We start from the raw sequence: 23,628 nt of genomic DNA on the forward strand, positions 1-23,628 counted from the left end.
TCCATCTCGTGAACTACCAGCTCACAGGTGCCGAGAGGCATCAGAGATCGACATAACGTCGAAGAGCAGAACGCCGTTGCACAGCAGGCTCCATCCCTGCTCCGGGTGGTGCGCCACGAGTCGGGCGGATTCCCGGTCGGCGGAGTGGGCTGTCGGACACGGTGGCTGGTGCTGGCACATTGATGGGATCTTTCGCTCTGTCGTGATGTGTGAGATGGCTGTCTTGTCTGTCCCGCGGCTTGAAGCTCCGTTCATGGCCGCCCCCCGTAGTGATAAGTCGGTCCAGTCCCAGTGTTGCCCTACGGACGTCAATCCGCAGGGATTTCGCAGCACCGCTTCTCACAGGTTGAGGACGCATCCCCCGCGTGGACGGTTCAGTCCAACTGCACTGTCACTTCGGGTGGTTCTCGGTGGCCGGATGGGGCTAGTCCTTCCAGGTCGGGCGCCCTTCATGGCTCGTACGAGCAATTTGCTGCTCGTACGAGCGAATTGCCGGACGGAAAAGCGTCGTACCCCGCCCCGGAATTCCGGGGCGGGGTACGAGGGGTGGGGCGACGGGAGGCGGTCAGGCGGGCGAGCCCAAGAGCGGGACGGGAGTCACCCGATGGGTCAGCACCGGGAGCAGTTCGGCGACGCGGTGCGGGCGGTGGGCGGCGATGCCGGGTGGCGCCGGCGCCAGCGGGACCAGCAGGTCCGTGGCGGCGGGGTGGCCGGTGGCGCCGTCCGCGGTGCAGTCGCCGTGCAGCCACAGTGTGAGCATGTACAGGCTGGGTACCGAGAGGAGGCGTGGCTGGTAGGGCTGGCTCATCGTCTCGGCCTGGCGCAGGGCGCGCTCGGTGGAGGCGATGTAGGGGCCCTCGAAGAAGTGCGAGAAGGCCCAGCCGTCGGGGGTCAGCATGGTGTCGGCGGCGGCCACCGAGCGCTCGCCGCAGCGGATCAGGAAGCGCCACCCGGCCAGCCTGGTGGCGGACACGCCCGCGGGGCTGAGTTCATCGAGTACGTGTACGGGCAGCGGGAGTTCGGGGGTGGCGGGGCCCTGGGAGCGCAGCAGGGAGGGAGTTCGGGCCTCGCGGACCGCGGTGGGGGAACCGAGCGCGGTCAGGACGGTACGAAGGGCGGGCGCGGGAGCCGGGGGGACATGCAGCGGCATGGTGGGTCGCCTCTCATTCGACAGGCACGGTGGCGCGAGGGCGGGGGCGGACGGCGCTGTCTGCTCACGGGGCCAGAGGGGCGGGGGCCGGGGCCTGGGAACGAGGAGTGTGGCTGAGGCCTGCCGCACGTCACCTCGACGGCAGGTTCCATGGCCGCGGGCGCCGACTCTCTGTCTTGTTCGCGGAGTTTATACGACATGTGTTCAGACCGTGTTTCATCTAGCCGTTTCCGGTGCACTCGGCAAGGGTGTATCCGGTCGGCGATACGCAGGAATCATCCCGATTCCGCTCCCACCTTACGCCGGTGACCTCGGGAAATAGCTGGGGAGCGGTCGGCCAATTCTCGTCGGCGTTTTTCACGAGTTCGTCGCCGACCCGAAACTGCGCTGTGCCCCATGCCCGGTGAATGTGCCAACGGTCACGCGCATCAGAGTAGCGGGCGACGTCCGTGCACGGGGACGTTATCGATCGTCGCGGCTGGGCATCATCCCACGTGACCCCGACACCGGGCGGCCGGATCTTCGGGCCGCCCACGCGAGGAGGGACGCTTCGATGGGGGAGAAGGTCGTGGCAGGCCGGTTCGACCTGTCCGATCGGCAGCACTACCGCGACAAGCTCCGCAGGTGTCTGGCGGGGCTGGAGCGGCTCCTGGACGAGAAGCGGTTCGATCGCCCGAAGAACCTCATGGGGCTGGAGATCGAACTGAATCTTGCCGGTGGCGACGGCATGCCGAAAATGCTCAATGCGCAGGTTCTCGAGCGGATCGCAAGCCGTGATTTCCAAACAGAACTCGCCATGTTCAATCTGGAAGTCAACATTGCCCCACATCGATTGGGCGGGCGGGTATTCGACCGGCTCGCCGAGGAACTCACAACCTCGCTGGCATATGCCCACCGAAAAGCGGGGGAGCTCGACGCCGGAATCGTGATGATCGGCATTCTGCCGACCCTCGACCGGGACGACCTGGTCTCCTCCAACCTCTCCGACGTCGACCGCTATGCCCTGCTCAACGAGCAGATCGTGGCCGCCCGCGGCGAGGACTTCGTCCTCGACATCGACGGCGTGGAGCGCCTCACCTGCACCTCGAAGTCGATAGCGCCGGAGGCCGCGTGCACCTCCGTGCAACTGCACCTCCAGGTCACCCCGGGCCGCTTCGCCGACGTCTGGAACGCCGCGCAGGCCGTCGCCGCCGCGCAGATCGCCGTCGGTGCCAACTCGCCCTTCCTGTTCGGCCGCGAACTGTGGCGCGAGTCCAGGCCCCCGCTGTTCCAGCAGTCCACCGACACCCGGCCGCCGGAGCTGCAGGCGCAGGGCGTTCGCCCGCGCACCTGGTTCGGGGAGCGCTGGATCTCCTCGGCGTACGACCTGTTCGAGGAGAACGTGCGGTTCTTCCCGGCCCTGCTGCCGATCTCGGACGAGGAGGACCCGCTGCAGGTCCTCGACGAAGGCGGCGTTCCCAAGCTCGCCGAACTCGTCCTGCACAACGGCACGGTGTACCGCTGGAACCGCCCGGTCTACGGCATCGCCGACGGCGTCCCGCATCTGCGCGTCGAGAACCGCGTCCTGCCCGCCGGGCCCACCGTCACCGACGTCATCGCCAACGCGGCCTTCTACTACGGCCTGGTCCGCGCCCTCGCCGAGGAGTCGCGGCCCGTGTGGACCCGGCTGCCCTTCGAGGCGGCCGCCGCGAACTTCGACGCCGCCTGCAAGCACGGCATCGACGCGCGCCTGGAGTGGCCGCGGCGGGGCCGGTACGGCGGCACCGTGCAGGTCGACGCGGTGAGCCTCGTACGCGACGAGCTGCTGCCGCTCGCCGAGGCGGGGCTGGACGCCTGGGGGGTCGAACGCGCCGACCGGGAGCGCTACCTGGGCGTCATCGACGAGCGCTGCCGACGCCGGGTGAACGGTGCGACGTGGCAGGCGGCGACCTTCCATCGGGCCCTGGAGGCGGGGCTGTCGCGGGATGCCGCGCTGGCGGCGACGACTCGGAGGTACAGCGAGCTGATGCGGGTGGGGGAGCCGGTGCATACCTGGCCCGTGGGGCTGCCGGAGCCTGTGCCGCTGGGCTGAGCTACCGCTCGGGTTGCGTCGTTTTCCGGGTGCGGCGCCGTCGTGGTTGGTCGCGCAGTTCCCCGCGCCCCTTTCGGGCGCAGCGGCACCGCACCGCATTTTTGCGACGCCTGCTAGTCGTCCCCTCGGGACCCCGCCGCCACGATCGCCTTCAGCATGACCGACTGGATCTGTGACGGGTTGCTGACCGACTGGCCGGAGCCGCCCGTCGCCTCCGCTATCTGTTCGGCCTCCTGGCGGTCGGCGTCGGGGCCCACGGCGATCATGATGAGTGGTACCGGGCGGGCGGGGTCGGTGAGCTTCTGGAGTTGGGTGAGGAGTTCGGAGCGGGAGATGCTGCCGGGGTCCTGGTTGACGCCGTCGGTCAGGACGACCAGCGCGTTGAACTTTCCCCTGGCGTAGGACGAGGTCGCCGCCTTGTATGCGGCGAGCGTGGTGTCGTAGAGGCCGGTCGCCCCGTGCGGGACCGGTTCGAGGGCGTTGAAGGCCGCCGAGAGGCGGTCCCGCTGGGTGCCGCCGGCCTTCTGGTCGCCGAGGCGCTCGGTCGGCACCAGGATGCGGTAGTCCTTGGCGCCGTCCAGCTTCGTGGAGAACTCCCACAGGCCGATCTCGTCCTCGGGCGTGAAGGTGGCGAGGGCCCGCAGCAGGGAGCCCTTGGTGACGTCCATGCGGGACTGCCCGGTCCCGGGCACCGGCTCCGCCATGGACGAGGAGGCGTCCACGACCGCGCCCGCCGCGCCGCCCGCGACGGCGAGGACGAGTACCGTCGCCACGGCCACCGTGCGGAGCCGTGCCCGTGGACGGGGGGCGCTGGCGCCCGCCCCATACTGATCGGGCAAGCTGTGACGTCCCATGACGGTGGTGCCCCTCCCTGTTGAACCTCGTGCCGGACCGCGGCCGTATGGCAGGGAAAAGGGGGAGGTACGCCCCGTACGGCGTCCGTCCCCCCCTGACGGCCCAGCGCACGATCCTCGTAAGTTCTTTCGAGACCCTAGCGGGGTGGCGGTGGGGCTGAGGCTGGATTACTCAACTGGAGGCAGGTGTGCAGGCAGAGGCGGGCCCGGTGGCCGATTCCTTTCCGCCGGAACGGCCCTCGCGACGGATTCTCCGTGACGAGACGCTGCTCGTTCTGGGGCTTTCACTCGGTGCGAGTGGTGTGTCCGCCCTGATCAGCTTTGTGGGATCGGTCACGAAACCGGGAGGGCTCAAGGAGCAGGCGGCCACCCTCAACGCCTCGGCCGCGCCGGGCCGCCCCTGGCTGGATCTGGCCTGGCAGCTGTTCGGGATCACCACGGCCCTGGTGCCCGTCGCGCTGGTCGCGCACCTCCTGCTGCGCGAGGGCAAGAGCCTGCGCACCCTCGGCTTCGACCGCACCCGGCCGTGGCCCGACCTCGGCCGCGGCGCCGGGATCGCGGCGGTGATCGGCAGCACCGGAATCGCCTTCTACCTGGCCGCACGCGGGCTCGGCTTCAACCTCACGGTGGTGCCGGAGGCGCTGCCCGACGTGTGGTGGAAGTACCCCGTGCTGGTCCTGTCGGCGATGCAGAACGCGATCCTCGAAGAGGTCATCGTCGTCGGCTATCTGCTGCGGCGGCTCGGGCAGTTGGGCTGGACACCGGGGACCGCGCTGGTGGCCAGTTCCGTACTGCGCGGCTCGTACCACCTCTACCAGGGCATCGGCGGCTTCGTCGGCAACATGGTGATGGGCGTGGTGTTCGTGTATCTGTACCGGCGCTGGGGGCGGGTGGGCCCCCTGGTGGTGGCGCATTCCCTGCTCGACATCGGGGCGTTCGTGGGATACGCGCTGCTGGCCGGGAAGGTGGGCTGGCTGCCGACGGCGTGAGCGCCGGCAGCCCGGCCCGTTACGCGAGCAGCTCGCCCTCGATGACCGTGACCGCGCGTCCGCTGAGCAGCGTGCGGTCGCCGCGCAGCTGCGTCCGGACCCGGCCGGAGCGGGGCGAGGCCTGCAGGCCGGTGAGGTCGGTGCTGCCGAGCCGCTCGGACCAGAACGGCGCGAGGGCGGTGTGGGCGCTGCCGGTGACCGGGTCCTCGTCGATGCCGGCGTTGGGGAAGAAGCAGCGGGAGACGAAGTCGTAGCCCCGGGTGGGGTCCTCGGCGCGGGCGGTGGCGATGATGCCGCGCTCGGAGTAGGCGCCGAGCGCCTTGTGGTCCGGGGCGAGGGCGTGGACCGTCTTCTCGTCGGCGAGTGCGAGGAGCAGGTCGCCGACGTTCGGGCCGGTGTCGAAGGCGGAGCGCGGCTCCGCGCCGAGCGCTTCGGCGACACCGTCCGGGACCTCGACCGGTGTGAGCGGCGCCGTCGGGAAGTCCAGGGTGATCGAGCCGTCCTCCTGGGGTGTGGCGATGAGGACGCCGCTGCGGGTGGCGAACCGCACCGTACCTTCGTGGGCGCCGGTCGAGTGCAGCACATGGGCCGTGGCCAGCGTCGCGTGCCCGCACATGGTGACCTCGGTCGCGGGTGTGAACCAGCGCAGCGCCCAGTCGGCGTCCCCGCCCTCGGGCAGCCGGTGTGCGAACGCGGTCTCGGCGTGGTTGACCTCCAGGGCGATCTTCTGGAGCCGGTCGTCGTCGGGGAAGTCGTCGAGAAGCAGGACGCCGGCGGGGTTGCCGGCGAAGGGGCGGTCGGTGAAGGCGTCGACGATTCGGATGCGCATGGCTTCGACGCTAGGGGGGAGTGGAGCCTTCCACCAAGGCCAATCCGGGGCCGGTGGACCGATTTCCGGGCCGCGTGCCTTAGCGAAGCGGCCCTCGGCTGACACCCTGTCGTTGACCGTCCAGCCCGTGCCCAGGAGGCCGTCATGTCACAGCCGTCCGTGCTCGCCGCCCTGCTCGCCGGGGTGCAGGGGGGATCGATCGAAGTCGTCGACCTCACCTCGCCGCTGTCGTCGACCACACCGGTGATCCAGCTGCCGCCCCAGTTCGGCCAGACCCAGGTCTTCGAGCTGGAGGAGATCAGCCGGTACGACGACCGGGGACCGGCCTGGTACTGGAACAACTTCCGCAGTGGTGAGCACACCGGCACCCACTTCGACGCACCCGTCCACTGGGTCACCGGGAAGGACCTCGCCGATGTCGCCTCGGTACCGGTGGACCGGCTGATCGCCCCCGCGGTCGTGCTCGACTTCTCCGAGCACGCCGCCAAGGACCCCGACTTCCTGGTCGAGGTGGACCACATCAAGGCCTGGGAGGCCGACAACGGGCCCTTGCCCCAAGGGGGTTGGCTGTTGCTGCGCACCGGCTGGGACGCCCGCTCGCAGTCGCAGGAGGCGTTCCTCAACGCCGACGAGAACGGCCCGCACACCCCCGGCCTGTCCGCGGAGTGCGCCCGCTGGGTCGCCGAGGAGTCACCGGTGCTCGGCCTCGGCACGGAGACGGTGGGCACGGACGCGGGACGGGCGCACTCCTTCGACCCGGCCTTCCCCTGTCACTCCTACCTCCTGGGCGCCGACAAGTACGGGCTGACCCAACTGCAGAACCTCGGCTCCCTGCCCCCGACCGGCGCCGTCGTCATCGCGGGACCGCTGCCGATCGTGTCGGGCTCCGGATCACCCGCACGCGTCCTCGCCCTGGTGGAGGGGTCGTGAAGGTCGCCGAAGCCGTCGGGCGGGCCCTGGTGGCGTCGGGGATCGACCATGTCTTCGGCGTGGTCGGCTCGGGCAACTTCCATCTGACCAACGCCATGGTGGCGGCGGGCGCGCGGTTCGTCGCCGCACGGCACGAGGGCGGCGCGGCGACCATGGCCGACGCGTACGCCCGCACGAGCGGGACGGTCGCCGCGCTCAGCGTCCACCAGGGCCCCGGCCTGACCAACGCCCTGACCGGCATCACCGAGGCCGCCAAGAGCCGTACCCCGCTGCTGGTGCTGGCCGCCGAGGCGACCGCGCAGCGCTCCAACTTCCGTATCGACCAGGCCGTGTTGGCGCACTCCGTCGGTGCCGTCACCGCGCGTGTGACGACCGCGCACGACGCCGTCGAGCAGGCCCGCGCGGCCCTCCGGAGGGCCCGGCACGAGCGGCGCACGGTCCTGTTGAACCTGCCGCTGGAGGTGCAGGCGCTCGACGTGCCCGACGCGGCCCTCCTGGACGCCCGCCCCATGCCCGTACGGGAACCGGTCGAGCCGTCCGAGACCGGGGTGGCGGAGCTGGTACGGGCCCTGGAAGGGGCCCGGCGGCCGGTCTTCGTCGCCGGCCGGGGCGCGCGCACCACCGGCAGCCGCGACGCGCTCCGCGCCCTGGCCGACCGGTACGGCGCTCTCCTGGCGACCTCGGCCGTGGCCCGCGGCCTGTTCCACGAGAGCCCGTTCTCGCTGGACGTCTCCGGCGGCTTCGCCTCGCCCCTCGCGGTAGAACTGATCCAGGGCGCCGACCTGATCGTCGGCTGGGGCTGCGCGCTGAACATGTGGACCATGCGGCACGGCAGTCTGATCGGCCCGGACGCGACCGTCGTCCAGGTCGACGACGACCCGGAGGCGCTCGGAGCGCACAGGGAGATCGCCCTGGGCGTCACCGGCGACGTGGAACGCACGGCCCGACGGGCACTGGAGGCCCGCGGCGAGAGCCGCACCGGCTACCGGACGCCCGACGTCACCGAGGCCCTCGCCGCACGGGTCCGGTGGCGGGATGTGCCCTACGAGGACGAGGGCACCCGGGAGCGGATCGACCCGCGCACGCTGAGCATCGCGCTCGACGACATCCTCCCCGCCGAGCGGGTCGTCGGCGTCGACTCCGGCAACTTCATGGGCCACCCGAGCGCGTATCTCTCGGTGCCGGACCACAACGGGTTCTGCTTCACCCAGGCCTTCCAGTCCATCGGCCTGGGGCTCGCGACCACGATCGGCGCGGCCCTCGCCCAGCCGGGCCGGCTCCCCGTGGCCGCTCTCGGCGACGGAGGCGCGCTGATGAGCGCCGTGGAACTCGACACCGTGCGCCGGCTCGGGCTGCCGATGGTGGTCGTCGTCTACAACGACGAGGCCTACGGAGCGGAGGTGCACCACTTCGGCCCCGACGGCTTCCCGCTGGACACGGTCACCTTTCCGGAGACCGACATCGCCGCCGTGGCCCGCGGCTACGGCTTCGAGGCGGTCACCGTCCGCACGCCCGCCGACCTCAAGGCCGTACAGGACTGGGTCGCCGGACCGCGCTCGGCACCCCTGCTGATCGACGCCAAGGTGACCCGCGAGCACGGTTCCTGGTGGCTGGAGGAGGCGTTCCGCGGCCACTGAGCGCCGTATGGTTCCGCACGGGCCCGCCCTGACCTGGGGCCGGGCGTACGACTGGGGTGTCAGTCCATCGACTCCAGAATGCGGTCGAGCGTCCGGCGCCCCAGTCTGCTCATCGCCGGATTGCTCTCGGCGTAGTACCAGACCAGACCCATCGCCTGTTCGAACGCCCATGCCTTGCCGCGCTCCCACTCCAGGTCGTCACAGCCCAGTGTCCGCCGCAGCACTTCCCGCGGACCCGGCTGCAACAGGTGCCAGGCACTGACCAGATCCAGTGCGGGGTCGGCGGGGCCGAAGCCGCCGGTGTCGAGTACGCCGCTGAGCCGGTTTCCCGCGACCAGTACATTGCCGGGGATCAGGTCACCGTGGCTCATCACGTCCGCACCCGTGCGTGGCAACTCCCGAAAGTGTCTCCACACCTTGCGCAGCCGGGGCACGTTGAGCAGCCCCTCACTCTCCTCGAAGCACGTCGCCATCCACTCGTCGTGGTGAGCGAGAACGCCGCCGCGATTGTCGCCGCTGAAGAGCCGCCCCCGCGTGTCGGCCTTCCGCAGGGTCGCGATGAAGGCCGCGAGATCCTCGGCAAAAGCGTCCGACCCACTCGGGTCGGCATCGGAGGCGACCGTTCCCGGCAACCAGGTCTGGACCGACCACGGCATGGGGTAACCCGCTCCGGGCTTCCCCAGGGCGACGGGCTCCGGGGCGGGGAACCGGGACACCCGCGCCAGCTCCGCGCTCGCCCGGGCTTCCTGTTCCAGAACCGCCAGCGCCTCGGCGGCATCCGCCACCCGCAGGGGGAAACGCGCAGAGAGATCGTTCCCGATGCGGAAGATGGCGTTGACCGTCCCCGTCGACGACAGGGGCTGGACCACCTCGCCACTCCACTGAGGGAACTGTTCGCGGACCAAGGCCGCCACGATGTCGGTGGTCACGTCGACCTGGTCGGCATGCATGGTCATGCCGGCCAGTCTCCGGACGCCAGGGTCCCCAGATCAACTGAGATTCGCGTCGGCCCAAGGTTGTCCGACGGGTCTTGCCATGCGAAGGATTCCGATATATCGTTGACGCATCGCGACAGATCAACGATGGAATGGAGTGATTGCGATGCGTTCCCATGGATTCGAACGTGGACACGGTGGACCCGGCCCTCGCGGGCGGGGTGGTTTCGAGGGCCGGCGCGGTGCCTTCGGCCCCTTCGGGCCGGGTGGACCCGGCGGCGGCCCGGGCGGCTTCGGCTTCGGCGGACCCGGCTTCGGTCCGGGCCCCTGGGGGCCACGAGGGCGCGGCGGACCGAGGGGCAGGGCACGGCGAGGTGACGTACGGGCATCGATCCTGGCCCTGCTGAAGGACCGGCCCATGCACGGTTACGAGATGATCCAGGAGATCGCCGAGCGCAGCGGCGGGGCGTGGAAGCCTAGCCCCGGCTCGGTGTACCCCACCCTCCAACTGCTGGAGGACGAGGGCCTGATCACCAGCGCGAGCGAGGGCGGCAAGAAGCTCTTCTCGCTCACCGAGTCCGGCCGCGCCGCGGCCGACGAGGGCCCGGACGCACCCTGGGAGGAAGCCTCCCGCGGCATCGACTTCGAGGCGCTCGGTGAGATCCGGCAGGCCGGCTTCGGTCTGATGGAGGCCTTCGGCCAGGTCTGGAAGACCGGCAACAAGGAGCAGCGCGAGAAAGCGCTGACGGTCATCAACGAAGCCCGCAAGAAGCTGTACCTGATCCTCGCCGACGAGGACTGACACCGGCGAGGACTGACAGTTCCTGCGGCGACGAAGGCGCCCCGCGGAGTGGTCCGCGGGGCGCCTTCCCGTGTCCGGCGGTCAGGACACCAGCCCGGCGAGCTTGCGCAGCGACTCGTTCAACGCGGCGGTCCCCGAGTCCTTCAGCCTGCCCGCCATCAAAGTGACCGCGGCGCCCGTGAACTCGCCGTCGATGCGGACCTTCGTGGCCTCGCCCTCAGGCGTCAGGGTGTAGCGCGTGGCGACGTTCACCGCCATCGGGCCCTTGCCCTTGATGGCGAAGACCCGGGCCGGTTCGAGTTCCGAGATGGTCCATTCGACCTCGGCCGGGAACCCCATCAGCTTCATGTTCTCCTGGAAGGTCCCGCCCACTTCGAGCGCCGCCGGGCCGCCCTGCGGGAAGCTGGTGTGGGTGGCGTTCCACTCGCCGTACGCGGGCCAGTCCATCAGCTGTGCCCACACCTTCTCGGCCGGCGCCGCGATCCGTGCCTCCGCGTTGATTTCGGGCATGCGACCACCTCTTCATGTCGGGCTGTGGTGTCGCGGAACGTAGCCGCAGGGCCTGGAACATTCAATACTGATGAACCGTCAGAAAATGTGGGCGTTTCCCGATGCGCCCCCAGCGGTCAGCCGACCCGGCGGATCACCGCGGCGTCGAAGAGATCCCAGGCACGCGGAAGGGCGCTCTCGTCGTGGCAGTGCCAGGCGTCCCAGAACAGATCGGCGGGCAGCGCGTCCTCCGGGGCGTCCACCCGGTACACGTACTGCTTGCCGTCGACGGCCGGCAGGGAAACCAGCCAGCACCCGCTCTCCACGCACCTCCTGGACGTGCGACGGGGCGCTGTGGTTGCACGCCGGGCGCATGGCAAGGCGGCGCGCGCCCCTGGGGGCAGAACGGCCAGATCTCATCCGTAAGGAGGAGATTCCTGCCCGCCGGGTCCACTCTCCGTGGGACGCGAAAATGCTCCCCCTCGGGGATGACCGGCGGCGAGGAGATTGATGGGGTAGGGGTTGTGCAACCCCGTATCCCACGGCAGTCGGTCGGCGAACAGGCCGTCGGTCCCCACGTGGACAACGATGCCAGGCTCAGTGCCGAACTTGCAGCGGTGGTCTCCGGTGCCCGCCGCCGGGCGGTGCGCGACGGGGACCGGCAGATCGACACGGCCCATCTGCTGCACTCGCTACTGGAGCAGGACCCCGAGGTGCGGGCCGTCTTCGACGACGGACCCGAGATCGCCCGGCTGCTCGGCTACCTGGTGCAGCGCAGCATCGGTTACGGCCTGCGCTGGCAGGGCTCGGTCGAGGACTCCGGCGCCGTACCCGTGGTCGCGGAGGCCGAGGGCTTCTCGCCGCTGGCCGCGGGCGCGATGGACCGGGCCCGGGAGCGGGCCGCCGCCCGCGGCGCCGGACCGGCCCGCGGGATCGACCTCCTTGCGGCGATCGTCGTCGACCCGCAGGCACGGGCCGTGGAGGTACTCGACCGGGCCGGCATCGAAACGGCCACCGTGCTCGCCCGCATCCAGAACCGGCTGGCGCAGCCGAGGTGGTCCAGCCGCTGAGACAGGTGTCATCTCGTGTGACGCTCATGTCCTCGCCTGTCATCATGGGCCCGTGCACACCTCTGAAAGCAGCCAGGCCGGCCCCGGCAAACGTGTCGGACTCGGACTCGCCCTCGGCTCCGCGGTCGCCTTCGGAGGATCCGGGGTCGCGGCGAAACCTCTGATCGAGGCGGGACTCGACCCGCTTCACGTGGTGTGGCTGCGCGTGGCGGGCGCCGCCTTGGTGATGCTGCCGGTCGCCGTGCGCCACCGCCCGCTGCTGCGCCGCCGCCCGGCACTGCTCGCCGGCTTCGGACTGCTCGCGGTGGCCGGTGTGCAGGCCTGCTACTTCGGCGCGCTCTCCCGCATACCCGTCGGCGTCGCACTGCTCATCGAGTACCTCGCGCCCGCCCTCATTCTGGGCTGGGTGCGGTTCGTGCAGCGGCGGCCGGTGACCCGCGCCGCCGTGTTCGGCGTGGTCCTCGCGGTCGGCGGGCTCGCCTGTGTGGTCGAGGTCTGGTCGGGGCTGAGCTTCGACGCCCTCGGCCTGCTGCTCGCACTCGGCGCCGCCTGCTGTCAGGTCGGCTACTTCGTCCTGTCCGACCAGGGCAGCGACGCCGGCGACGACGCGCCCGACCCGCTCGGCGTCATCGCCTACGGCCTGCTGATCGGCGCGCTCGTCCTGAGCGTCCTGGTCCGCCCCTGGACCATGCACTGGTCCGTGCTGACCGGCACCGCGCGGATGAACGGCACCCCGGTCGCCGCTCTCGCCCTGCTGGCCTGGATCGTCCTGATCTCCACCGTCCTCGCCTATGTGACCGGCGTGGTGTCGGTGCGCCTGCTCTCCCCGCAGGTCGCGGGCGTCGTGGCCTCTCTCGAAGCGGTCGTCGCCACGGTCCTGGCCTGGGTGCTGCTGGGCGAGCACCTGTCCGTACCGCAGATCATCGGCGGTGCGGTCGTCCTGGTGGGCGCGTTCATCGCCCAGTCGTCGACGCCTGCCAGGAGGTCCCCGGCAGCCGGTGGCGAGCGGCGGCCCGAAAAGGGAGTTGTCCTCTCGCGAAAGCGCCGCCTAGGGTGATGATCATGCATTCGAACGCACTCGTTCTTCCGCCTCCGGCCGCCTGAGGCGGGCCCTCCGGAAACCACGCCCGGCCCCGTGCCGGGCGGAACGGTGCTGCCCGCAGAAGAAGTCCACGGCCCGGTCGATGCCGGGTACTTTCCGAAACTTCTGCGGAGACCTTCGTGTCGTCGAATGCTGCTTGCGGCCTGCCCGTCGGGCGAGGCCTGTTGTATCTGATCGTCGCCGGTGCCGCCTGGGGCACCGCGGGCGCGGCCGCCTCCCTGGTCTACCGGGCCAGTGACATGGGCTGTGCCGCGCTGTCCTTCTGGCGCTGTGCGGCCGGCCTCGTCCTGCTGCTCGCCGCCCGCCTGGTCCGTCCGCGCGGACGGACCACCGTGTGCGAACCGCTCCGCCGCAGGGCGCTTCGGGCCGGTGTCTCCGGCGTCGGGCTCGCCGTGTTCCAGACCGCCTACTTCGCGGCCGTGGCCGCCACCGGACTCGCCGTCGCCACGGTCGTCACCCTCGGCACCGGCCCTGTGCTCGTCGCACTGGGCGCCCGGCTGACGATGGGGGAGCGGCTGGGCCGCGGTGGCCCGACCGCCGTCGCCGGGGCGCTCGCGGGGCTGGGCGTGCTCGTCCTCGGTGGGGGCGGAGCGACCGTACGCCTGTCGGGTGTGCTGTTCGCCCTGCTGTCCGCGGTCGGGTACAGCGTGCTGACCCTGTTCACACGCTGGTGGGGCAGGGGCGGTGAGGTCGACGCGTCCAGTACGTCGGTGGGGGCGTTCGCGGTCACCAGCCTCTGTCTGCTGCCGTTCGCCCTGGCCGAGGGGATCGTCCCGCACACCGCCCATCCGGCCCGGACCGTGTGGCTGCTGGCCTACCTCGCCAGCGTCCCCACAGCCCTCGCCTACGGCCTCTACTTCGCCGGCGCGGCCGCCGTCCGGTCGGCCACGGTGTCCGTGATCATGCTCCTGGAACCGGTCGGCGCGGCGGTGCTGGCGGTCGCGCTGCTCGGCGAACGGCTCACTCCGGCAACCCTGGTGGGCACACTGCTGATGCTGGTCTCGGTGGCGGGCCTGGCACTGGCGGAGGCACGCGGCACGGTGGCGGAGGATCCGGTGCGGGTGTGAGGCCGAGGGGCGGGCCGGAGACCGGATCCCGCCCCCGTCCACGGTCATCGAGCAGGCGCGTCACCGTGCCCCCGACCACACCCCTCGTCGTCGCAGCTGGTGCTCCCGGGCCGCCGCGTCCCGGGAGCCGCCCCGCGCGGCGAGCTCCGCCACCAGCCGGTCCTGGACCTGCTCCGGCTTGTGACTCGCGTACTTGAACTTCGCCCGTACCTCGACCACTTCGAGCCGCAGACCGCGGATGCCGGAGAGGAACCTGCCGTACGGCTCCTCGCCCACCGCCGCCGACGCGGAACCGCCCTCGGGCTGGAAGTGGCCGACCTGGCGGTTGAGCAGGGCGGCCTTCTCGGCCGGATCATCCACGACATGGGCGGTGCAGCGGAGTTGGACCGCGGTGTAGAAACTCGTCGGAACACCGTGCTCGGGCGGGGCGTCCGGCGGAGCCTGCCAGGGTCCGGGGACGTACACGTAGTCGTCGACCACGCTCAGCAGGACGTCCGGTTCCGCCTCCAGTGCCGGCCACAGGGGGTTGGGACGGGCGAGGTGCGTGACGGCCTCGCCGCGCTCGGCGTCGTACGCGAAGTGCAGCGGCTGCACGTGTGGCGGCTCCCCGGGCAGACCGTTGACGGCGAGTTGCCCGAAGTCGTGCGCGCCCAGCCACTGCTGCCACTCGTCGTCGTCACGAGCAGCGTCCCACGGGTGGATCAGCATCACGGCACCGCCAGGTACTCGGGGAGCGTGATGCCCGGGATCAGGTCGGCGTCCGCCACCGGGGTTTCGTACCCCTTCCGCAGCGGGACGACGCCGGCCCAGTGCGGCAGGGCCAGGTCCTCGGGCTCGTCGTTCACCCCGCCCGTGCGGAGCTTGGCGGAGACCTCGTTCAGGTCGAGGCGGATCACGGCGGTGGCGGCCAGCTCCTTCTTGTTCGCGGGCCGGGAGTCGGCCGCCCGGCCCGGTACGACGTGGTCGACCAGCGCGTCCAGGGCGGCCCGCTTCTCCTCGGGGTCGGTCACGTCGTGTGCGATGCCGTGCACCACCACCGACCGGTAGTTGATCGAGTGGTGGAAGGCCGAGCGGGCCAGGATCAGCGCGTCCACGTGCGTGACGGTCAGGCACACGGCCAGCCCGGGGTCCGCCTTGCCGGTCATCCGCAGCGGGCGCGAGCCCGTCGAGCCGTGCACGTAGAGCCGGTCGCCGACCCGCCCGTAGAGCGTGGGCAGCACCACCGGTGCCCCGTCCCGCACGAAGCCCAGATGGCAGACGTAGCCCTCGTCGAGTATCGCGTGCACCAGCTCCTTGTCGTACGACGCCCGGTCCGCGGAGCGGGTGGGGACGGTGCGGTCGGTCGGCGTGTAGGCGGCGGACTGCGACGTCGGCTGGTGCTCGGTCCCCTGCATTGCGATCTCCATTGCACTAGTACATAATTGGCTTTGTGCTAGAAGGATATCGGATCGAAGGGCGACGCGCAGCAGAGATTGCGGCGAGCGTCGAGCGTGCGGTGGGGTCCGGCGAGCTGGAGCCGGGCCAACTGCTGCCGCCCATGCGGGAGTTGGCAGTCGACCTGGGCGTGAACGCGAACACGGTCGCGTCCGCGTACCGGATCCTGCGGGAGCGCGGGGTCATCGAGACGTCCGGGCGGCGCGGCAGCAGGGTGCGGTCCAAGCCGGCCACGACGGGGCGCGACCACGTCCGGATGGATGTGCCCGCGGGCGTGCGGGACGTGGCGAGCGGCAACCCCGACCCGGCGCTGCTGCCCTCGCTGGCCAAGGTGTTCGCGGCCGCGGGCGAGCAGGGCGACCGGGAGCCCGTGCTGTACGGAGACGCCCTCGTGGAACCGGACCTGGAGCGGATCGCGCGCGCGGACCTGGACGCCGACGGCGTGCCGGACGGACCGCTGACGGTCGCGTCCGGCTCACTCGACGCCATCGAGCGCGTGCTCGCGGCGCACCTCAAACCGGGGGACACCGTGGCCGTGGAGGACCCCGGCTGGGGCAGTCTGCTCGACCTCGTCCCGGCGCTCGGCCTGCGCACGGCCCCGGTGGGAGTCGACGACGAGGGCCCCCTCCCCGACGACGTACAAAAAGCCCTGACGGCCGGCGCCCGCGCGCTGATCGTCACGGACCGCGCCCAGAACCCCACCGGCGCCGCGGTGAGCGCCACGCGCGCGCGTGCCCTGCGCGCCGTGCTCCGCGACCACCCGGAAATCCTCCTCGTCGAGGACGACCACGGCCACGGCATCGTCGACCTCCCGCTGCACCCCCTGGCGGGCATCACCCGGCACTGGGCCTTCGTGCGCTCGGTCGCCAAGGCGTACGGCCCCGACCTGCGCCTCGCCGTTCTCACCGGCGACACCACCACCGTCGACCGGGTGAGCGGCCGGCACCGCCTCGGCCCCGGCTGGGTCAGCCACCTCATCCAGCGGGCGGTGGTACGGCTGTGGGCCGACGAAACGCTGGACACCCGTGCGGTCGCGGCGGCCTACCGCACCCGCCGCGACCTCCTGATCGACGCCCTCGCCCAGCGCGGCGTCGAGGCCCACGGCCGCACCGGCCTGAACGTCTGGATCCCCGTCCCCGACGAAACCACCGCGGTGGCAGCCCTCCTCCACGCCGGCTGGGCGGTCGCCCCGGGCGCCCGCTTCCGCATGAGCGCCCCACCGGGCATCCGCATCACGGTGGCGACCCTGGCCCCGGAGGAGGTCGACCTCCTGGCGGACGCAGTCGCGAGGGCCTTGGGCCCATCACCGACCCGAAGCTATGTGTGAGGGGGAGGGCAACCCCCTTTTTTTAGGGGCGCGAGGAACTGCGCGACCGGCCACCGACAACCCGCACACGCACACCCTCCTCAACTCCCACCCCCTTAGGCGCACTTGAACGAGCCCGAACTTGCGTAAGCGCAGCCCCCGCCAGAACAATCACCGCCCCCACCGGGGTGGACCACCGCAGCGACTCCCCGAGAACGGCAACGCCCGCCCCCGTGGCGATCACCGGGATGAAGTACGTGACCATCTGGGCTGTGGTCGGCCCGACTTCGGCAACCAGCCCGTACTGGACGAGAATCGCCAGCCCCGTACCCAGCACCCCCAACGCGGCGACGGCAAGCAGCGGCACCACCGGAAACCGCGCCGGGAACGTGGTGAACAGCGGGGTGACGACACCCAGTTGCACCGCGGCGAGCAGCAACTGGGCCCCGGTCATGGACAGATGGGAGTGGCCGGTCCCGGCCAGCGTACGGCGGACGTAGATCCAGCCGACGGGGTAGCTGAACGAGGCCAGCAGCGCCATCGCCGTGCCGGTGGCGTCCAGCCCGTGGAAGCCCTGCCACACACCGAGGACCGTCAGCACGCCCAGGAAGCCGAGGCCGAGGCCCGCCACCCGCACGCGGGTCGGGCGGTCCTCGGAGAGCGCGACCAGGGAGAGCGCCATGCCCCACAGCGGTGAGGTCGCGTTGCAGATGCCGGCCAGGGTGGACGGGATGGTCAGCTCCGAGTAGGCGAACAGCGAGAACGGCAACGCGTTGAGCAGGAACGCGGCGACCGCCAGATGGCCCCACGTGCGCGCCCCGCGTGGCAGGCGCTCACGCTTCACCGCCATGGCCGCCGCGAGTACCGCCGTACCGAACACCAGCCGTCCGAGCGTGACCTGGAAGGGTGCATAGGCCTCGGTGCCCACCTTGATGAGCAGAAAGCTGAATCCCCAGATCAGCGAGAGGGCGCCGAAGCGCAGACGCCAGTCGAGGGCCGGATGGGTGCGGGGTGCGGTGATGCTCATGGCCGTAACGATGATGCACGCCACCTCGTAGCACAATCGAGAATTTACGTGCGGTACCTCGTAGCATTGCTTACATGTTGAATCTGGAGCGTCTGCGCACCCTCGACGCCCTCGCCCGGCACGGTTCCGTCAGCGGTGCCGCCGAGGGGCTGCATGTCACGACCTCGGCCGTCTCCCAGCAGCTGGCCAAGCTGGAGCGGGAGGTCGGCCAGCCGCTGCTGGCCAAGAACGGGCGGGGCGTGCGGCTCACGGACGCGGGCCGGCTGCTCGCCGAGCACGCGGCCCGCATCCTGTCGCAGGTCGAGCTCGCCCAGTCCGACCTGGAGGCGCACCGCGGGGAGGTGGTGGGGGAGCTGCGGCTGGCGGCGTTCCCGACCGCGGCGCGCGGTCTGTTCCCGACCGCGCTGTCCCAGCTGCGCAAGGCGCATCCCGGGCTGCGCGTCACTTCGCGGGAGACGGAGCCCGAGCCCGCCGTCCTCGCCGTGATGCGCGGCGACTTCGACCTCGCCGTCGTCCTGGACTGGTACAACAGGCCGCTGCCCATGCCCGACGGGCTGGTGAAAGCCGTCATCCTCGACGACACCGCGGACATCGCGATGCCTGTCGATCACCGTTACGCCGAGCGCACCGAGGTCGACCTGGAGGACTTCGCCGACGACGAGTGGATCACCTGGGGGGAGAACGAGTTCTGCCACGAATGGCTGATCCACACCCTGCGCTCCAAGGGCATCGAGCCGCGCGTCGCCCACCGCGCCGAGGAGCACCCCACCCAACTCGCCCTGGTCGGTGCCGGGCTGGGGGTGTGCGTGGCGCCGAGGCTGGGGCGCGGACCGCTCCCGGAGGCAGTGCGCGCCGTGCCCGTGCGGCATTCGGTTCGGCGCCAGATCTACGCCGTCTGGCGTGCGGACGCCGACCGCCGCCCGTCGATCCGGGCGGCGGTGGAGGCGCTTCAGGACGCGGGGCGCGAGGTGGCCTAGGCCGGGCCCAGCTTGCGGAAGTCCCAGGACACGATCTTCTCCGGGGTCAGCCGTACCCAGGCGTGCCGGCCGTCGTGCGGCATCTCCTCCAGGTTGAAGTTCTTGCGGGCGAACAGGGTCTCCGGGACGTCGAGTTCGGCGCACAGTTCCCCGGTGCGCGGGAACTCGCCCACGAACTCCACCGTTCCGGACAGCTCGACGCCGCGCAGCTCGTCGTACTCCTCGCCCGTGTCGACCACGATCGCCACCCGCGGATCGCGCCGCAGGTCGGTCCATCGCTTGCTGCGCACGACGGAGTACAGCCACATCGAGTTGCCGTCCCAGGCGAACCACAGCGTGCTGACGTGCGGCGCTCCACCCGCGGACACCGTGGCGACCCGGCAGGTGCGCTGGGTGGCGAGGAACTCGTCCAGCTCACCGGGCGTCATCATGATCTTCCGGCCCCGACGCTGAGTGACGGTCATGCGGCCCCCTCTTCTCTCACGTCGTGTCAGAGGAACTCCAGTGATCCTCTGACATCACGTCAGAAAAGGATGGGACGTCTTCCGTCCATGCGCAATGGCCGTTACGCTCGCCCGCTCCGGACCGCCGCCGACGAGGGGGAACCGTGCCGTCGTACGAACAGCTCAGCGAACTCCTCGACCCGGCGAGCACCGTGCTGCTGACCGTCGAGTGCCAGCAGGGGGTCGTCGGCCCGGACGGCGCGCTGCCCGAACTCGCCCGCGAGGCACGCTCCTCGGGGGCCCTCACCAACGTCGCCCGGCTGGTGGCGGCCGCGCACGAGAGCGGGATCCAGGTCGTCCACGCCATCGCCGAGCGCCGCCCCGACGGCCGCGGCGCGAGCCGCAACGCCCGTCTCTTCCGCGCCGCCGAACGCCTCCCCGTACAGCAGCTGTGCGGCACGACGGCGGTGCGCGTCGCCGCCCCGATCGAGGTCACCGAGGCGGACCTCGTCGTACGGCGGCTGCACGGACTGTCCCCGGTCCAGGGCACCGACGTCGACGCGCTGCTGCGCAACCTGGGCTGCCGCACCTTGGTCGTGACCGGGGTCTCGGCCAACGTGGCGATCCCGAACGCCGTGTTCGACGCCGTGAACCGCGGCTACACCGCCGTCGTGCCGTCCGACGCCATCGCGGGAGTGCCCTCCGACTACACCCCCGCGATGATCCGCCACACCCTCGCCCTGGTCGCCACGATCGCGACCACGGACGAGGTCCTGGGCTGCTTCGAGCGGCCCCGGCGCAGACGGATCACGCCAGCGTGATCGAGTCCCCGCTCACGGTGATCTTCTCGGCGGGCAGCGGCTGGGTCGCGGGACCCTTCTTGACGCTGCCGTCGGTCACGGAGAACTCGCTCTTGTGGCACGGACAGATGATCACGCCGTTGGAGATCTCGGACACCGCGCAGCCCTGGTGCGTGCACTTCGACGAGAAGGCCTTGTAGGTGCCCGCCGTCGGCTGGGTGACCACCACGCCCTGGTCCTTGAAGATCTTGCCGCCGCCCGCCGGGATGTCGGCCGTCTTGGCCAGCGCGGTGCCGCCGCCGGAGCCGGACGAGGCGCTGGAGCCGCCGCTCGCGTTGGCGCCTGCCTGGGTGTTCGAGGACGAGGAGTCCGAGGACCCGTTGTCCGATCCGCACGCGGTCAGCGCGACGGCGAGCCCCGTCGCGCCCACCGCCGCCACGACAGTACGGCGGCCGGGTGCCGGAACGGGATGGAGCGGTTCGCTGGTCATGCTGACGTTCCCTTCCATGCAAGCTTCGAAGATCTGTCCAGGGGTACGGTCGCCGAGCAAGGGTTGTTCAGACGATGTCGAGAGCTTGACGGGTTCGAGATCAGGGGGAGGTAAGCCAGAGCTGTCGTTTCGCTGTCGGCCAGTAACCTGGGGCGATGCTCAAGGAAGTCATCGCGACCCGCTACATCACGCCCCTGCGGGAGGGCGGATCGCTGCCCGCGCTCGTCGAGGCCGACGACTTCGGGGCCTACGTCCTGAAGTTCACCGGCGCGGGACAGGGCCGCAAGACACTGGTCGCCGAGGTCGTCTGCGGCGAACTCGCCCGCCGGCTCGGCCTGCGGGTGCCCCGGCTCGTGACGGTCGACCTCGACCCGGTGCTGGGGCTCGGCGAACCCGAGCAGCAGGTGCAGGATCTGCTGCGCTCCAGCGGCGGCACCAACCTCGGGATGGACTTCCTCTCCGGCGCCCTCGGCTTCGACCCGCTCGCCTTCACGGTGAGCCCCGAGGAGGCCGGCCGGATCGTCTGGTTCGACGCCCTGGTGAACAACGTCGACCGCTCCTGGCGCAACCCCAACCTGCTGGTGTGGCACGGCGATCTGTGGCTCATCGACCACGGCGCCACCATGATCTGGCACCACAACTGGCCCGGCGCCGAGGCCTCCGCGGGCCGCCCCTACGACGCCTCGGACCACGCCCTCGCCCGCTTCACCCCCGATCTCGCGGGCGCCGCCGCCGAGTTGGCGCCCCGTGTCACCGAGGAACTCCTCGCCGAGGTCACCGCCGAGATCCCGGACGCCTGGCTGGCCGGCGAACCCGGCTTCGACACCCCGGACGACCTCCGGCGGGCCTACGCGCGGCCGCTGCTGGCCCGGGCCGCCGTCGTCCACGAGCGCGTCACCGGAATCGAGGAGGGCAAATGAGCGAGCGCCACATCCACATGGCCGGCTCGGTGGTCGAGCGGCACATCATCCGCGGCGGTCAGAGCGGCGACCGGGACGTCTTCGAGTACGCCCTGCTGCGCGTCGTACCGCGGGTGGAGCGCGGCGAGTGCATCAACGCCGGAGTGCTCGTCTACTGCCGCGCCAAGGCCTACGTCGGCGCCCGCACCCACCTCGACGAGGCGCGGCTGCTGGCCCTCGACCCGGCGTCGGACGTGGCCGGCATCCGGGCCGCCCTCGGGGCCGTCGAGCGCGTGTGCGGGGGCGGGGAGGCGGCCGGGCAGGCCGCGGGCGACGACGCCGGACGACGCTTCAGATGGCTGATTGCGCCGCGTTCCACGGTCCTCCAGCCCGGGCCGGTGCACACTGGGCTCACCGCCGATCCGGTGGCCGAGACGGAGCGCCTGCTCGAGCTGCTGGTGAGGTAATGGATCACACCCGCCCGCATGCCGTTGACACCGAGTGCCAGGCCTTCTAGCGTCACGTCTGCCGAAGGTACTAAGCGGTCGCTCACCGAGCGGGCGTACTGACGACGGACGTATTTTCAAGCGGGCGTACTTTCTCGAGGGCGAGGAGAAGCAGCAATGTCCACCACTGAGCAGCGGGTCGCTGTGGTCACCGGCGGAGCGCGCGGCATCGGCGCCGCCACCGCCGTACGGCTGGCCGCCGAGGGCCGCGCGGTCGCCGTGATCGACCTCGACGAGGCCGCCTGCAAGGACACCGTGGAGAAGATCACCGCGGCGGGCGGCAAGGCCCTCGCGGTCGGCGCGGACGTCTCCGACGAGGCACAGGTCGAGGCCGCGATCGCGCGGGTCGTCGAGGAGCTGGGCGCGCCGACGATCCTGGTCAACAACGCGGGTGTGCTGCGCGACAACCTGCTGTTCAAGATGAGCGTCTCCGACTGGGACACCGTCATGAACGTCCATCTGCGCGGTGCCTTCCTGATGTCGAAGGCCGTCCAGAAGCACATGGTCGACGCGGGCTTCGGCCGGATCGTCAACCTGTCCTCGTCCTCGGCGCTCGGCAACCGCGGCCAGGTGAACTACTCCGCGGCCAAGGCCGGTCTGCAGGGCTTCACCAAGACCCTCGCCAAGGAGCTCGGCAAGTTCGGCATCACCGCCAACGCCGTCGCCCCCGGCTTCATCGCCACCGACATGACCGCTGCCACCGCCGCGCGCGTGGGCATGGGCTTCGAGGACTTCAAGGCCGCGGCCGCCACCCAGATCCCGGTGGCGCGGGTCGGCGAGCCGGATGACATCGCCAACGCCATCGCCTTCTTCACGGGCGAGGCGGCCGGGTTCGTCTCCGGCCAGGTGCTGTACGTCGCCGGCGGACCGCTCGACTAGGAGAACACGGACCATGACTGAACTGCCCGCCCTCTCCGGCAAGGTCGCCCTCGTCACGGGCGCCAGCCGAGGCATCGGCTACGGCGTCGCCGAGGCGCTGGTCGCCCGCGGTGACCGTGTCGCCATCACCGGCCGTAACGAGGACGCCCTCAAGGAGGCCGTGGACAAGCTCGGCGCCGAGCGCGTCATCGGCGTCGCCGGCAAGGCGCACGACCTGGAGCACCAGGCCGAGGCCGTCGAGCGCACCATGGAGGCCTTCGGCCGCGTCGACTACCTGGTCAACAACGCCGGCACCAACCCCGTGTTCGGCCCGATCGCCGACCTCGACCTGAACGTGGCCCGCAAGGTCTTCGAGACCAATGTGATCTCCGCGCTCGGCTTCGCGCAGAAGACCTGGCACGCCTGGCAGAAGGACAACGGCGGCGCGATCGTCAACATCGCCTCCGTCGCGGGCCTCGCGCCCTCGCCCTTCATCGCCGCGTACGGCGTCAGCAAGGCCGCGCTGATCAACCTGACCCAGCAGCTGGCGCACGAGTTCGCGCCCAAGGTGCGGGTCAACGCGATCGCCCCGGCCGTCGTGAAGACCAAGTTCGCGCAGGCGCTGTACGAGGGCCGGGAGGAGGAGGCGGCCGCCGCCTACCCGCTGGCCCGGCTCGGCGTGCCCTCCGACATCGGTGGCGCCGCCGCGTTCCTCACCTCCGAGCAGTCCGCCTGGGTCACCGGCCAGACGCTCGTCGTCGACGGCGGCATCTTCCTCAACGCCGGCGTCGCCTGACGCAAGCGGTTGCAATCGTAACGATCGGGTGCACGAGGGCGCCGTTTCCTTGACGGAAACGGCGCCCTCGTCGTCGTACGGGAGGGGAACGACGCAATGACAACGTCGTCATAAAGAAGCTGATCAAGGCCCCTGTACCGACCGGGTTCAACCCTCGTTGCACTGCG

Annotated in this window: 24 protein-coding genes and 3 pseudogenes; 15 read left to right on the forward strand and 12 right to left on the reverse strand. The window is 71.0% G+C overall.

What is annotated here, in order from left to right:
- Positions 1-57: 57 nt before the first annotated feature.
- Both ABD355_RS06750 and ABD355_RS06755 read right to left on the reverse strand, forming a co-directional pair.
- Positions 58-180, reverse strand: a pseudogene (locus tag ABD355_RS06750) (DUF5999 family protein); the annotation flags it as partial.
- A gap of 385 nt (positions 181-565) precedes the next feature.
- Positions 566-1,150 (reverse strand): hypothetical protein, encoded by a 585-nt coding sequence (locus ABD355_RS06755; protein ID WP_344399170.1) that lies wholly within the window; start codon positions 1,148-1,150, stop codon positions 566-568.
- 553 nt (positions 1,151-1,703) lie between these two features.
- Between ABD355_RS06755 and ABD355_RS06760 the strand changes: the two genes are divergently transcribed.
- A complete protein-coding gene (locus ABD355_RS06760) occupies positions 1,704-3,221 on the forward strand; it encodes a glutamate-cysteine ligase family protein (protein ID WP_344399171.1) in 1,518 nt (505 codons plus the stop codon).
- A 113-nt stretch (positions 3,222-3,334) separates the two neighbouring features.
- Here ABD355_RS06760 and ABD355_RS06765 read toward each other — a convergent pair.
- Positions 3,335-3,949, reverse strand: a pseudogene (locus tag ABD355_RS06765) (VWA domain-containing protein); the annotation flags it as partial.
- A 314-nt stretch (positions 3,950-4,263) separates the two neighbouring features.
- Between ABD355_RS06765 and ABD355_RS06770 the strand changes: the two are divergent.
- On the forward strand, positions 4,264-5,064 hold the full coding sequence (locus ABD355_RS06770) for a CPBP family intramembrane glutamic endopeptidase (RefSeq protein ID WP_344399172.1): 801 nt from the start codon (positions 4,264-4,266) through the stop codon (positions 5,062-5,064).
- Positions 5,065-5,083: 19 nt separating this feature from the next.
- Here ABD355_RS06770 and ABD355_RS06775 read toward each other — a convergent pair whose 3' ends face one another.
- A complete protein-coding gene (locus tag ABD355_RS06775) occupies positions 5,084-5,893 on the reverse strand; it encodes a PhzF family phenazine biosynthesis protein (protein ID WP_344399173.1) in 810 nt (269 codons plus the stop codon).
- A gap of 144 nt (positions 5,894-6,037) precedes the next feature.
- Here ABD355_RS06775 and ABD355_RS06780 point away from each other — a divergent pair, with 144 nt between their 5' ends.
- The gene (locus ABD355_RS06780) at positions 6,038-6,823 is read left to right on the forward strand and encodes a cyclase family protein (protein ID WP_344399174.1); all 786 of its coding nucleotides are present in this window, start codon (positions 6,038-6,040) and stop codon (positions 6,821-6,823) included.
- The gene (locus ABD355_RS06785) at positions 6,820-8,460 is read left to right on the forward strand and encodes a thiamine pyrophosphate-binding protein (RefSeq protein ID WP_344399175.1); all 1,641 of its coding nucleotides are present in this window, start codon (positions 6,820-6,822) and stop codon (positions 8,458-8,460) included. Before ABD355_RS06780 ends, ABD355_RS06785 begins: the two co-directional genes overlap by 4 nt.
- 59 nt (positions 8,461-8,519) lie before the next feature.
- Here the strand turns inward: ABD355_RS06785 and ABD355_RS06790 are convergent, their stop codons facing one another.
- A complete protein-coding gene (locus ABD355_RS06790) occupies positions 8,520-9,416 on the reverse strand; it encodes an aminoglycoside phosphotransferase family protein (protein WP_344399176.1) in 897 nt (298 codons plus the stop codon).
- A 145-nt stretch (positions 9,417-9,561) separates the two neighbouring features.
- On the opposite strand from ABD355_RS06790, the gene ABD355_RS06795 reads away from it, so the two are divergent.
- On the forward strand, positions 9,562-10,197 hold the full coding sequence (locus ABD355_RS06795; RefSeq protein ID WP_344399177.1) for a PadR family transcriptional regulator: 636 nt from the start codon (positions 9,562-9,564) through the stop codon (positions 10,195-10,197).
- An 81-nt stretch (positions 10,198-10,278) separates the two neighbouring features.
- Here the strand turns inward: ABD355_RS06795 and ABD355_RS06800 are convergent, their stop codons facing one another.
- The gene (locus ABD355_RS06800) at positions 10,279-10,707 is read right to left on the reverse strand and encodes a type II toxin-antitoxin system Rv0910 family toxin (protein WP_344399178.1); all 429 of its coding nucleotides are present in this window, start codon (positions 10,705-10,707) and stop codon (positions 10,279-10,281) included.
- Between the two features lie 116 nt (positions 10,708-10,823).
- Positions 10,824-11,012 carry a hypothetical protein gene (locus ABD355_RS06805; protein ID WP_344399179.1) on the reverse strand — a complete coding sequence of 63 codons (189 nt, stop codon included), beginning with the start codon at positions 11,010-11,012 and terminating at the stop codon, positions 10,824-10,826.
- Between the two features lie 198 nt (positions 11,013-11,210).
- Between ABD355_RS06805 and ABD355_RS06810 the strand changes: the two genes are divergently transcribed.
- From ABD355_RS06810 to ABD355_RS06820, 3 genes and pseudogenes are all read left to right on the forward strand, one after another.
- A complete protein-coding gene (locus ABD355_RS06810; protein WP_344399180.1) occupies positions 11,211-11,756 on the forward strand; it encodes a Clp protease N-terminal domain-containing protein in 546 nt (181 codons plus the stop codon).
- A 52-nt stretch (positions 11,757-11,808) separates the two neighbouring features.
- Positions 11,809-12,808: pseudogene (locus tag ABD355_RS06815) on the forward strand (EamA family transporter).
- Between the two features lie 169 nt (positions 12,809-12,977).
- Positions 12,978-13,925, forward strand: a complete 948-nt coding sequence (locus ABD355_RS06820) for a DMT family transporter (RefSeq protein WP_344399181.1) — start codon at positions 12,978-12,980, stop codon at positions 13,923-13,925.
- Between the two features lie 60 nt (positions 13,926-13,985).
- Here the strand turns inward: ABD355_RS06820 and ABD355_RS06825 are convergent, their stop codons facing one another.
- Together ABD355_RS06825 and ABD355_RS06830 are read right to left on the reverse strand one after the other, a co-directional pair.
- Complete coding sequence (locus ABD355_RS06825; protein WP_344399182.1) at positions 13,986-14,633, reverse strand: FMN-binding negative transcriptional regulator; 648 nt, start codon at positions 14,631-14,633, stop codon at positions 13,986-13,988.
- Positions 14,633-15,319, reverse strand: coding sequence for a pyridoxamine 5'-phosphate oxidase family protein (locus ABD355_RS06830; RefSeq protein ID WP_344399434.1), 687 nt, complete (start codon positions 15,317-15,319; stop codon positions 14,633-14,635). Before ABD355_RS06830 ends, ABD355_RS06825 begins: the two co-directional genes overlap by 1 nt.
- 35 nt (positions 15,320-15,354) lie before the next feature.
- Here ABD355_RS06830 and ABD355_RS06835 point away from each other — a divergent pair, with 35 nt between their 5' ends.
- Entirely contained in the window at positions 15,355-16,686 is a 1,332-nt protein-coding gene (locus tag ABD355_RS06835) for an aminotransferase class I/II-fold pyridoxal phosphate-dependent enzyme (protein WP_344399183.1), read from the forward strand.
- 22 nt (positions 16,687-16,708) lie between these two features.
- On the opposite strand, the gene ABD355_RS06840 is transcribed toward ABD355_RS06835, so the two are convergent.
- On the reverse strand, positions 16,709-17,692 hold the full coding sequence (locus tag ABD355_RS06840; protein ID WP_344399184.1) for a DMT family transporter: 984 nt from the start codon (positions 17,690-17,692) through the stop codon (positions 16,709-16,711).
- A 74-nt stretch (positions 17,693-17,766) separates the two neighbouring features.
- On the opposite strand from ABD355_RS06840, the gene ABD355_RS06845 reads away from it, so the two are divergent.
- A complete protein-coding gene (locus tag ABD355_RS06845; RefSeq protein WP_344399185.1) occupies positions 17,767-18,669 on the forward strand; it encodes a LysR family transcriptional regulator in 903 nt (300 codons plus the stop codon).
- Here ABD355_RS06845 and ABD355_RS06850 read toward each other — a convergent pair.
- Positions 18,666-19,133: a pyridoxamine 5'-phosphate oxidase family protein gene (locus ABD355_RS06850; protein WP_344399186.1), complete on the reverse strand. Its 468-nt coding sequence runs from the start codon at positions 19,131-19,133 to the stop codon at positions 18,666-18,668. The two genes, ABD355_RS06845 and ABD355_RS06850, sit on opposite strands and share 4 nt — an antisense overlap.
- Positions 19,134-19,276: 143 nt before the next feature.
- Between ABD355_RS06850 and ABD355_RS06855 the strand changes: the two genes are divergently transcribed.
- A complete protein-coding gene (locus ABD355_RS06855; RefSeq protein WP_344399187.1) occupies positions 19,277-19,933 on the forward strand; it encodes a cysteine hydrolase family protein in 657 nt (218 codons plus the stop codon).
- On the opposite strand, the gene ABD355_RS06860 is transcribed toward ABD355_RS06855, so the two are convergent.
- The gene (locus ABD355_RS06860) at positions 19,920-20,402 is read right to left on the reverse strand and encodes a Rieske (2Fe-2S) protein (protein WP_344399188.1); all 483 of its coding nucleotides are present in this window, start codon (positions 20,400-20,402) and stop codon (positions 19,920-19,922) included. The two genes, ABD355_RS06855 and ABD355_RS06860, sit on opposite strands and share 14 nt — an antisense overlap.
- Positions 20,403-20,557: 155 nt before the next feature.
- On the opposite strand from ABD355_RS06860, the gene ABD355_RS06865 reads away from it, so the two are divergent.
- The 4 genes from ABD355_RS06865 (at position 20,558) to ABD355_RS06880 (ending at position 23,461) form a co-directional block, all read left to right on the forward strand.
- Positions 20,558-21,322, forward strand: coding sequence for a HipA family kinase (locus ABD355_RS06865; protein ID WP_344399189.1), 765 nt, complete (start codon positions 20,558-20,560; stop codon positions 21,320-21,322).
- Positions 21,319-21,768 carry a DUF3037 domain-containing protein gene (locus ABD355_RS06870; RefSeq protein ID WP_344399190.1) on the forward strand — a complete coding sequence of 150 codons (450 nt, stop codon included), beginning with the start codon at positions 21,319-21,321 and terminating at the stop codon, positions 21,766-21,768. The genes ABD355_RS06865 and ABD355_RS06870 overlap by 4 nt, the downstream gene beginning before the upstream one ends.
- Positions 21,769-21,924: 156 nt before the next feature.
- On the forward strand, positions 21,925-22,686 hold the full coding sequence (gene fabG / locus ABD355_RS06875; protein ID WP_344399191.1) for a 3-oxoacyl-ACP reductase FabG: 762 nt from the start codon (positions 21,925-21,927) through the stop codon (positions 22,684-22,686).
- 13 nt (positions 22,687-22,699) lie between these two features.
- On the forward strand, positions 22,700-23,461 hold the full coding sequence (locus tag ABD355_RS06880; RefSeq protein WP_344399192.1) for an SDR family oxidoreductase: 762 nt from the start codon (positions 22,700-22,702) through the stop codon (positions 23,459-23,461).
- Positions 23,462-23,628 lie beyond the last annotated feature (167 nt).

Origin of the sequence: Streptomyces longisporus (genome assembly GCF_039532765.1) — a bacterium.
GTDB lineage: Bacteria > Actinomycetota > Actinomycetes > Streptomycetales > Streptomycetaceae > Streptomyces > Streptomyces longisporus.